The sequence below is a fragment of the Rhodococcus sp. B10 genome (assembly GCF_011770055.1).
GTDB lineage: Bacteria > Actinomycetota > Actinomycetes > Mycobacteriales > Mycobacteriaceae > Rhodococcoides > Rhodococcoides kyotonensis_B.
Map to the genome: position 1 here is coordinate 1 of NZ_JAAFYV010000066.1, position 8,683 is coordinate 8,683.

Consider the following 8,683-nt stretch of genomic DNA (forward strand, 5'->3'; position numbering starts at 1 on the left):
CACGACGACAACGCCACCCGTCACGACGACAACCACGACCACCCCGCCACCGGTCCCCGCGGACCTGATTGCACCCCAGACCTCCCCGTCGGGCTCGGCGGTGGCGAAGGTGGTGAGCGTCGACGGTTCGCCGACGCTGCAGATCACCGACTCGTCCGGCGAGGTTCAGTACAGCGGACCGATCACGTCGTCCGCGGAATACGGCTACGGGGTGGCCTGGGCGTCGGGCGACCAGTTGTGGCTCCTCGGACCGAGCCAGTTGGTCCGGCTCGACGGCGGGGCGTCGGGGTGGACGAGGACCATCGTGGAACCGACCTCACCGGACATACCCGCGGAAATTGCTTCGCGACTGAATTGATCTCGAAGTCCACCAGACAATCTGGGTAATTCGCGGGCTTTGTTGCAGAATTGGGCGGACAATGGTCGCCAGGCGATGCTAGGGAGGGGCGGGCGATGTCGAATTCTTACAACGGTCTGGACGTGTTCGAGTTTCAATTCGATCGATTCGGTTACGAGCACTCGTGGATCGGTGAACCGACCGGCGAATTCATGCTCGGACCGAACGGTGGCGGAATGATGGAGTTCGCCAAGGCTACGGTCTTCGCTCTTCCCGACGGCGGTGCGCACGAGGTCCACGGCGAGATTCTCGACTGGTACATGGCACACGGGGGACCGTACGGGCCTCTCGGCTACCCCATCAGCAACGAGAAGCCGACTCCGACGGGCTATGGCAGATACAGCTTGTTCGAGCGTGGATCGATCGGGTGGTTGCCGGAAACCGGTGCGTTCGCGATCGGTACGCCCGAGGACGATTCGTTGAATTCCAAATCCGGGACGGACGAAACGGAGTCGATTGCTCTTTCGGCTTCCGCCGTGTCGATTTCGGCTTGAAATACCGCACGTGCGTAAAGAGAGCTTCGGAAAAGAATCGCGGTTTGTTATCGGTCGAATATCCGACCGCAGATAATCGAAACCGAAGTGCAAGTGCGGTCCGACGCCGATCCGTCTGCAACGAATCTCAGAACAGCGTCGGTTCACCGAAACCCGCGACGCGCTCGATCGCCAGGATCTTCTCTTTCGTCGACGGTCCACCCGGCGCGGAGAAGCCGCCGACCTCGCGTCCGCCGCCGAGGACACGGTGGCACGGGACGATGATCGGCACCGGGTTGCGGCCCAGCGCTCGGCCGACGGCCTGAGCGGCCCGAGGTCGGCCCAGCCGCGCTGCCACTGCACCGTAGGTGAGCGTCGCGCCTCGGGGGATGCTACTGGTCACGTCGTACACAGCACGATCGAATTCGGACACACCCAGCACGACGGGTATCGCGGAGAAGTCCGCGGGCGAACCGTCGAGCAGTAGGACGATCTGCATGGCGGCCCGTTCGGCTGTGCCGTCGAGCTCGCCTACGGACCCACCGAACGGCCGCAGGTAGTCGACCAGTCGCTCGTCGGGTTCGGGGAGCGCGACGGCGGTGATCCCATGACCGGACCAGGCGAGGCCGCAGCGGCCAAGGGCGGTATCGAACAGCGCGAACGGCACCAGTCCACTGTATCGGAAATTGGACTTGATTCACGAGGCCGGTCGAGCGAATACTGGCAGGCATGGCCACCCGGGTACTCAACGCAACGTCATTGGCGCGCGATCTAGGTCGATGGCGCACGGACACGGACGGGGCGCCCGGACGGCGACGCACCTCGCGTCCCACCTATCGTGCCCTCGCCGACGGCATTCGATTGCTCGTGCACGACGGCCGTATCCCACTCGGAGTCGGCCTTCCGAGTGAGCGGGATCTGTCGGCGGCACTCGACCTCAGTCGCACGACCATCACTTCGTCGTACGCGGTCCTGCGAGAAGAGGGCTATCTCGTCAGCATGCAGGGCGCGCGCAGCACGGTCACACTGCCGGACATGGCGCGGCCGAACGGACTTCTGCTGCAGACCAGGGAAGTGGCCGGGCCGGTCGTGGACATGAGCCATGCGGCGATGTCGGCGCCGACGGAGGCGATGACCGACGCGTACGCCTCTGCGCTGCAAGCACTTCCGACGTACCTGTCGACGCACGGAATGGAGCCGATCGGGCTCGCGGTTCTGCGTGAATCGATCGCGCGTCGGTTCGTCGAACGAGGATTGCCGACGACGGCGGACCAGATCATGGTGACTTCCGGTGCGCAGCAGGCAGTTCGGCTGCTGCTCGGAACGCTGACCGCTCCCGGTGACCGCGTGCTGTTCGATCATCCGACGTATCCCAACGCGGTGGAGGCGGTGCGACGCGTCGGCGCCCGGGCGGTCCCGGTGCCGATCGGACCCGACGGTGACGGCTGGGACCTCGATGGAGTACGCAGCGCCGCACGGCAAACCGCGTCGAAAGTTGCGTACATGATTCCCGACTTCCACAATCCGACAGGTCGGGTCATGAGTTCGGAGAGTCGCGCGGAACTCGCCCGAATCGCGCGTGAGGTGTCGATGACGCTCATCGTCGACGAGACGATGGTCGACCTGTGGCTCGACGCACCGCCGCCGCCTCCGGTCGCGTCGTTCGGCCGGGTGTCCGGCACGGACATCGTGACGATCGGGTCGGCGTCGAAGTCGTACTGGGGTGGACTGCGGATCGGATGGATCCGGGCGCACCCGTCGTTGATCAGCCGTCTTGCCGGCTCACGTGCGGCGCACGACCTCGGCACGTCCATCATGGATCAACTCGCCGCCGGGACTCTGCTCGACGACGCGGACAGCATCCTCGAGGTGCGACGCGACCAGTTGCGTGAGCGTCGGGAAGCGCTGGAAACTGCTCTGGCCGAACATCTTCCGGACTGGCGTTACCGTCGGTCGACGGGTGGGATGTCGCTGTGGCTCGAACTGCCGACGCCGGTGTCCAGTGCACTGGCGGCGACGGCGCCGTCGTTCGGTGCGGTACTGGCCGCGGGCCCGCGTTTCGGTGTCGAGGGCGCGTTCGAGCGGTTCATCCGCTTGCCGTACACCCGCGAGCCGGTGGAGTTGGCGGCCGCGGTGAGCGCGACCGCCGGCGCCTACCGCGCGCTCGCCCCGAATACGGAAGCACGCGAACCGGCTCTCGTCTTCTGACGTGCGCGCGAATGTATAGCCCGCTGTACATTCGCGCGCACGTGTGCGTCAGCGCCAGACGCTGTCCGCATCCGTTGCCACCGATGGCGGCGGCGTCGGAATTCCATTGGGAGTGCGGGAGAATCGCGGCGCAGGCCGGTGCTGGGTGACGCCGTCGACCTCGATGAGCGTTTCCCGTGCCTTCAGGTGTGGCTGCTCGGACGCCTCGCCGAAGGTCAGGATCGGGGAGACGCACGCGTCCGTGCCGTCGAAGATCGCCGCCCACTCGTCGCGAGTCTTGGACTTGAACGTGGCGGTGAAGATTTCACGCATCTCGGGCCAGCGTGCACGGTCGCCCTGGCCGGGTGTCGTGGCCGGATCGAGTTCGAGAATCCGCAGCAGTTCGGCGAAGAACTGTGGTTCGAGCGCGCCGACGGCCACGTGCTTGCCGTCGGCGGTCTCGTAGGTGTCGTAGTAGGGCCAGCCGGTGTCGAGCATGTTGACGCCGCGCTCGTCGGACCAGGCGCCGACGCCTCGCATGCCCCAGATCATGTGCGAGAGTGCGGCAGTGCCGTCGACCATCGCGGCGTCGACGACCTGGCCTTCGCCCGACGTCTGACGTTCGAACAGTGCGGCGAGAATGCCGAAGACGAGGAACATCGATCCGCCGCCGAAGTCGCCGACCATGTTCAGCGGCGGCACGGGGCGTTCACCCTCACGGCCGATGGCGTGCAGAACGCCGGTGACGGAGATGTAGTTGATGTCGTGGCCGGCGGACGACGCCCACGGGCCGTCCTGGCCCCATCCGGTCATCCGTCCGTAGACCAGGCGCGGATTACGTTCCAGAGCGACGTCCGGGCCGAGACCCAACCGTTCCGTCACCCCGGGGCGGAAACCTTCGATGAGCACGTCCGCGCGTTCGATGAGCCCGAGAACCTTCTCGATGTCGGCGGGGTCCTTGAGGTTCGCCTCGACGAGAGTGCGACTACGTAGCTGCTGGTCGTGCTCGGCGATCTGTCCGCCGCGCTGCACGCGCACGACGTCGGCGCCCAGGTCTGCGAGCAGAAGCGCAGCGTGGGGGCCAGGGCCGATGCCGGCGAGCTCGACGACACGAAGCCCCGTCAGGGGGCCGTTCTTGGATGAATCCTTGTTCGACACGCGTCCTCGTTCCAGAGCAGGGGAGCAGGGTGAATCGAGGTTAACTTATGATTGGACGTCAAAGCGATAGCGGTATGGATAATGAGCGGGTGAGCGAACGCGACGTGCCTGCCCGTATCGGAACCCCCCTTACCCCCGGCGCTACCCGGGTGATGCTGCTGGGATCGGGTGAACTCGGCAAGGAAGTGATCATCGCGTTCCAGCGGTTGGGCGTCGAGGTCATCGCCGTCGATCGCTACGACAACGCGCCGGGCCACCAGGTCGCGCATCACGCGTTCACGATCGACATGAGCGACGGAGAAGAGCTCGAGAAGCTGATCGACGCGCAACAGCCCGATTTCGTCGTGCCGGAGATCGAGGCCATCGCAACCGACGCCCTTGCCGAGGTCGAGCGACGCGGCCGCACCACCGTCATTCCGACGGCTCGTGCGACGCAGTTGACGATGAACCGCGAGGGCATTCGCCGTCTGGCCGCCGAGGAATTGAGTTTGCCGACGTCTCCGTACGCGTTCGCGGACTCGCTCGCCGAGGTCGAGAGCGCACTCGCGACGATCGGGTTCCCAGCCGTCATCAAGCCGGTCATGTCGTCGTCGGGCAAGGGGCAGTCCGTCGTCCGCGGCCCCGAGGACGTCGAAAAGGCGTGGGACTACGCGTTGGCAGGTGGCCGCGTGGACCTCGGTCGGGTGATCGTCGAAGGATTCGTCGATTTCGACTACGAGATCACGCTTCTCACGGTTCGTTCCGCGTCGGGAACCGACTTCTGTGAGCCGATCGGGCACCTGCAGGAGTCGGGAGACTACGTCGAGTCGTGGCAGCCGCAGCCGATGAGCGACGCCGCCATCTCCGCAGCGCGCGAGGTCGCGGAGAAGATCACGACGGCCCTCGGCGGCCGCGGCCTGTTCGGTGTCGAACTGTTCGTCAAGGGTGACGACGTCTACTTCTCCGAGGTCAGTCCGCGCCCGCACGACACCGGCTTGGTCACACTCCGCACACAACGGTTCTCCGAATTCGAGCTGCACGCTCGTGCGATTCTCGGCCTGCCCGTTGATGTTTCGCTGATTTCACCGGGTGCGTCCGCGGTGATCTACGGAGGTGTCGACGCGGAAGGTATCGCCTTCGAGGGCGTCGCCGACGCGTTGGCCGTGCCCGAGACCGATCTTCGGCTGTTCGGCAAGCCCGAGAGCTTCGTGCGTCGACGCATGGGTGTCGCGGTGTCGACTGCAGGTGACGTCGACACCGCCCGTTCCCGCGCCACCGAGGCCGCGGGCAAGGTTCGACCTGTCAGGTGAGCGCCCTCGGTGAAGTTCTGGTCGGTCTTGCGATTCTCGTCGGGCTGGCCGGGATCGTCGTGCCGGTCCTTCCGGGGACGATATTGATCTTCGCCGCAATCGCGGTGTGGGCCTTCGTGACCGGCGGTTCGGTGGCGTGGACGACGTTCGCCGTCGCGACGCTGTTGCTCGTCGCGAGTGGCGTCGTGAAATACACGTGGCCGGGTCGCCGGATGCGCGACGCCGGTATCCCGACGCGGTCTCTGATCGTCGGCGGGCTGGTCGGGATCGTCGGGTTCTTCGTCATCCCGGTCGTCGGTCTGTTCGTCGGCTTCGTCGCGGGAACCTACGTCGCGGAACTGATCCGAATTCGCAGCGGCGCTTGGCAATCCACCATTCACGCCACGAAGGCGGCAGGCCTGTCGATTCTCGTCGAACTGTTCGGTGCGCTCGTCGCGAGTGGAGTGTGGCTCGCGGCAGTGCTGTTCACCTGACCGGAACTACTTGACCCGGTACCAGGCTCGCGCATTGCCGCCGAGGACGGCGGGCAGGTCGCCGCCGACGGCTTCAGCGACGAGGTCGAGGTCCGATTCGCGGAACCGCCGGGGAGCGCGGGCGCCCGGGAGGTCGGTTCCGAACATCAATGCCGCTGGGTTGACCTGGTGGATCTGCTTCATCGTGTCCACGACGTCCATGTCGACGCGGCCGAATCCCGACGCCTTGACGCGCACGCCCCGGTCGACGAGATCGAGAAGGTACGGCAGACCCTGCCTCGACATGCCGAGGTGATCGACGCTGACGGCGGGCAGTTTCGACAGGATCGGTTCGAGCGACATCAGCATCGACGCTTCGACGTACAACTCGGCGTGCCAGCCGACGAGATCGTGCGCCCGTCGGGCCTGCGACGTCAGCGTCTGGACGTCGGTGGCGCCGCGCTTGAGGTTGAGACGAAGGGCTCGCACGCCTGCCTTGTCGAGGTCGAGGATGTCCTCGTCGGTGGCGTCGGGAGGAAGACTCGCGACGCCGACCCAGCCGTATCCGAGCGTCTCGAGAGACGAGACGAGGAAGCTCTGATCGGTGCCGTGGAACGACGCGCTGATGACGGCGCCTCCAGTGATGCCGAGCCCGTCGGTGTCGCGTTCGTAGTCGGCGATCGTGTACGGCTCTGCCCGTGCGCCCTGATTCTCGAACAGCGGAAACTGCGGATCGAGGATGTAACGGTGGGCGTCGAACACACCAATAGCATGCCAGCTCGGTAATTCCGACTTCCCGGGGCCTGCAGCGGTGTTTGAATGCGAGTCATGAAACCCGACTTCTCCGTAGTTCTCGAGGGATACACCTACTTCGAGTGTCCGCGCTGGCACGACGGCCGCATCTGGGTGTCCGACTTCTACAGCGGCCGCGTGCTTTCGGCGAATGCGGACGGTTCCGACGCGACCGTCGAAGCCGAGGTTCCGCAGCAGCCGTCGGGACTCGGGTGGCTTCCCGACGGCCGTCTGCTGGTCGTCTCCATGAAGGACCACACCATTCTCCGACGGGAGGACGACGGGTCTCTCGTCGTGCATGCCGATGTGTCGTCGTACGTGGATGCGAACCTCAACGACATGCTGGTCGACGACCGCGGCCGTGCCTACGTCGGCAATTTCGGGTTCGATCTGATGAATCTGGCCCAGCCGTCGACCGCCGATTTGATCCGCGTCGATCCGGACGGGTCGGCACACGTCGTCGCGAAGGATCTGTATTTCCCGAACGGGATGGCACTGACGCCCGACGGCGAACTGCTGGTCGACGAGACCGTCGGCAACCGGGTGAGTGTGTTCTCGGTCCACCCGGACGGTTCGCTCGGGGAGCGTCGGGACTGGGCGAAGTTCGCCGAACTTCCCGACATGACGGACATGACGACGGCGCTCGGCCAGCTGGTCGTCGCCGCGGACGGATGTGCCATCGACACCGACGGATCGTTGTGGGCCGCTGATGCGCTCGGTCAGCGGATCGTGCACATCGAACCAGGGAAGGGCATCGTCGACCAGCTCGAATTCGACACCGGCGTCTTCGCGTGCGGGTTCGGCGGCGACGATGGACGCACGCTGTTCGTCTGTGCGGCACCCGATTTCAACGAGCATCAGCGCAAGGTCGAGACGGAAGGGAAACTCCTCGCGGTGCGCGTGTAGAGCGTCGGGGGCCGCGGGTAGTCGTCTCGTATGACTTCCCATCGAGACACCGTCGACCAGCTCATGGCCGACAGCACCACCTACGCCGAGGAAGCGGACATCACGCTGCACGACAAGCCGTCACCGCTGTTCGAGCTGCTCGTGTTGTCGCTACTGCTCAGTACCCGCATCTCGGCGAGCATCGCGGTGGCGGCGGCGCGTGAGCTGTGGGCATCGGGGTACCGAACACCGAAGAAGATGGCCGACGCCGGTTGGCAGGATCTCGTCGACGCGTTGGGTCGCGGACACTACAAGCGGTACGACGAAAGTACGGCGACGCGGCTGCAGAAGCTCGGCGCGCGCGTCGGCGACGAATACGGCGGTGACCTCAGGGGTCTGGCCGAGAAGGCCGACGGCGACGTCGGAACCGCGAAGAAACTGATCCAGGAATTCGAGGGCATCGGCCCGACCGGCTCGGACATCTTCCTGCGCGAGGTACAGGACGTGTGGCCGTGGGTCGGGCCGTACTTCGACCAGAAGACGCTCGACGAGGCGAAGAAGCTCGGCCTCCCGACGGATCGGGACGAACTGGCAAGGCTCGCACCGAAAGGAAAAGCCGCGGCATTCGCCGCGGCTTTGATCCGGGAGGCGCTTCGCTAGCGCTCAGCGCATGTGCACGAAAATACGTAGCGGGCTATGTATTTTCGTGCACGTGCGGTCACGCCTTGTCGGGTTCGGAGGCTTTCAGCATGTCGTGACGCTCGACGACTTTGACGCGTTCGCGGCCTTCGGGTTCGCCGAGGGAGCGTTCGTGGGCGTCGAGGCGGTACCAGCCGTCCCAGGTGGTGAAGGGGACTTGCTTGTTTTCGAGGAAGTCGATGACGGCTTGTTCGGTGGGGTCGGTGGCGCCGTCGAAGTTGGGGGCGTCTTCGAGTAGGCAGGCGACGGTTTCGTTGGCGTCGCCTTTGGTGTGGCCGATGAGGCCGACGGGTCCGCGTTTGATCCAGCCGGTGACGTAGGTGGCGGGTACGTGCTTGCCTTCGTGCCCGG

9 protein-coding genes and 2 pseudogenes are annotated in these 8,683 nt (G+C 65.5%); 7 read left to right on the forward strand and 4 right to left on the reverse strand.

All coding sequences use genetic code 11. The features are described 5' to 3' along the window. Positions 1-358 (forward strand): annotated as a pseudogene (locus tag RhoFasB10_RS25470) (signal peptidase I); the annotation flags it as partial. A gap of 95 nt (positions 359-453) precedes the next feature. After that, positions 454-891, forward strand: a complete 438-nt coding sequence (locus tag RhoFasB10_RS25475; protein ID WP_084423555.1) for a hypothetical protein — start codon at positions 454-456, stop codon at positions 889-891. Between the two features lie 127 nt (positions 892-1,018). Here RhoFasB10_RS25475 and RhoFasB10_RS25480 read toward each other — a convergent pair whose 3' ends face one another. Then, the gene (locus tag RhoFasB10_RS25480; RefSeq protein ID WP_167679265.1) at positions 1,019-1,537 is read right to left on the reverse strand and encodes a methylated-DNA--[protein]-cysteine S-methyltransferase; all 519 of its coding nucleotides are present in this window, start codon (positions 1,535-1,537) and stop codon (positions 1,019-1,021) included. A 62-nt stretch (positions 1,538-1,599) separates the two neighbouring features. On the opposite strand from RhoFasB10_RS25480, the gene RhoFasB10_RS25485 reads away from it, so the two are divergent. Continuing rightward, positions 1,600-3,078, forward strand: a complete 1,479-nt coding sequence (locus RhoFasB10_RS25485) for a PLP-dependent aminotransferase family protein (protein WP_167679266.1) — start codon at positions 1,600-1,602, stop codon at positions 3,076-3,078. A gap of 48 nt (positions 3,079-3,126) precedes the next feature. Here RhoFasB10_RS25485 and RhoFasB10_RS25490 read toward each other — a convergent pair whose 3' ends face one another. Next, positions 3,127-4,215 (reverse strand): CaiB/BaiF CoA-transferase family protein, encoded by a 1,089-nt coding sequence (locus RhoFasB10_RS25490; protein ID WP_167679268.1) that lies wholly within the window; start codon positions 4,213-4,215, stop codon positions 3,127-3,129. An 89-nt stretch (positions 4,216-4,304) separates the two neighbouring features. Here RhoFasB10_RS25490 and purT point away from each other — a divergent pair, with 89 nt between their 5' ends. Beyond that, positions 4,305-5,504 (forward strand): formate-dependent phosphoribosylglycinamide formyltransferase, encoded by a 1,200-nt coding sequence (purT, locus tag RhoFasB10_RS25495; protein ID WP_308115264.1) that lies wholly within the window; start codon positions 4,305-4,307, stop codon positions 5,502-5,504. Next, positions 5,501-5,977, forward strand: a complete 477-nt coding sequence (locus tag RhoFasB10_RS25500; RefSeq protein ID WP_167679272.1) for a DUF456 domain-containing protein — start codon at positions 5,501-5,503, stop codon at positions 5,975-5,977. Before purT ends, RhoFasB10_RS25500 begins: the two co-directional genes overlap by 4 nt. 6 nt (positions 5,978-5,983) lie before the next feature. Here the strand turns inward: RhoFasB10_RS25500 and RhoFasB10_RS25505 are convergent, their stop codons facing one another. Continuing rightward, entirely contained in the window at positions 5,984-6,718 is a 735-nt protein-coding gene (locus tag RhoFasB10_RS25505) for an amidohydrolase family protein (protein WP_167679274.1), read from the reverse strand. A 57-nt stretch (positions 6,719-6,775) separates the two neighbouring features. Between RhoFasB10_RS25505 and RhoFasB10_RS25510 the strand changes: the two genes are divergently transcribed. Beyond that, positions 6,776-7,654: an SMP-30/gluconolactonase/LRE family protein gene (locus RhoFasB10_RS25510; protein WP_167679276.1), complete on the forward strand. Its 879-nt coding sequence runs from the start codon at positions 6,776-6,778 to the stop codon at positions 7,652-7,654. 30 nt (positions 7,655-7,684) lie between these two features. Next, positions 7,685-8,293: an endonuclease gene (locus tag RhoFasB10_RS25515; RefSeq protein ID WP_167679278.1), complete on the forward strand. Its 609-nt coding sequence runs from the start codon at positions 7,685-7,687 to the stop codon at positions 8,291-8,293. A 58-nt stretch (positions 8,294-8,351) separates the two neighbouring features. On the opposite strand, the pseudogene RhoFasB10_RS25520 reads toward RhoFasB10_RS25515, so the two are convergent. Next, positions 8,352-8,683 (reverse strand): annotated as a pseudogene (locus RhoFasB10_RS25520) (pyridine nucleotide-disulfide oxidoreductase); the annotation flags it as partial.

Coding starts and splice junctions, on each gene's coding strand:
- RhoFasB10_RS25510 (WP_167679276.1), top strand. CDS start 6,776: ATGCGAGTCATGAAACCCGACTTCTCCGTAGTTCTCGAGGGATACACC.
- RhoFasB10_RS25515 (WP_167679278.1), top strand. CDS start 7,685: ATGACTTCCCATCGAGACACCGTCGACCAGCTCATGGCCGACAGCACC.
- RhoFasB10_RS25475 (WP_084423555.1), top strand. CDS start 454: ATGTCGAATTCTTACAACGGTCTGGACGTGTTCGAGTTTCAATTCGAT.
- RhoFasB10_RS25485 (WP_167679266.1), top strand. CDS start 1,600: ATGGCCACCCGGGTACTCAACGCAACGTCATTGGCGCGCGATCTAGGT.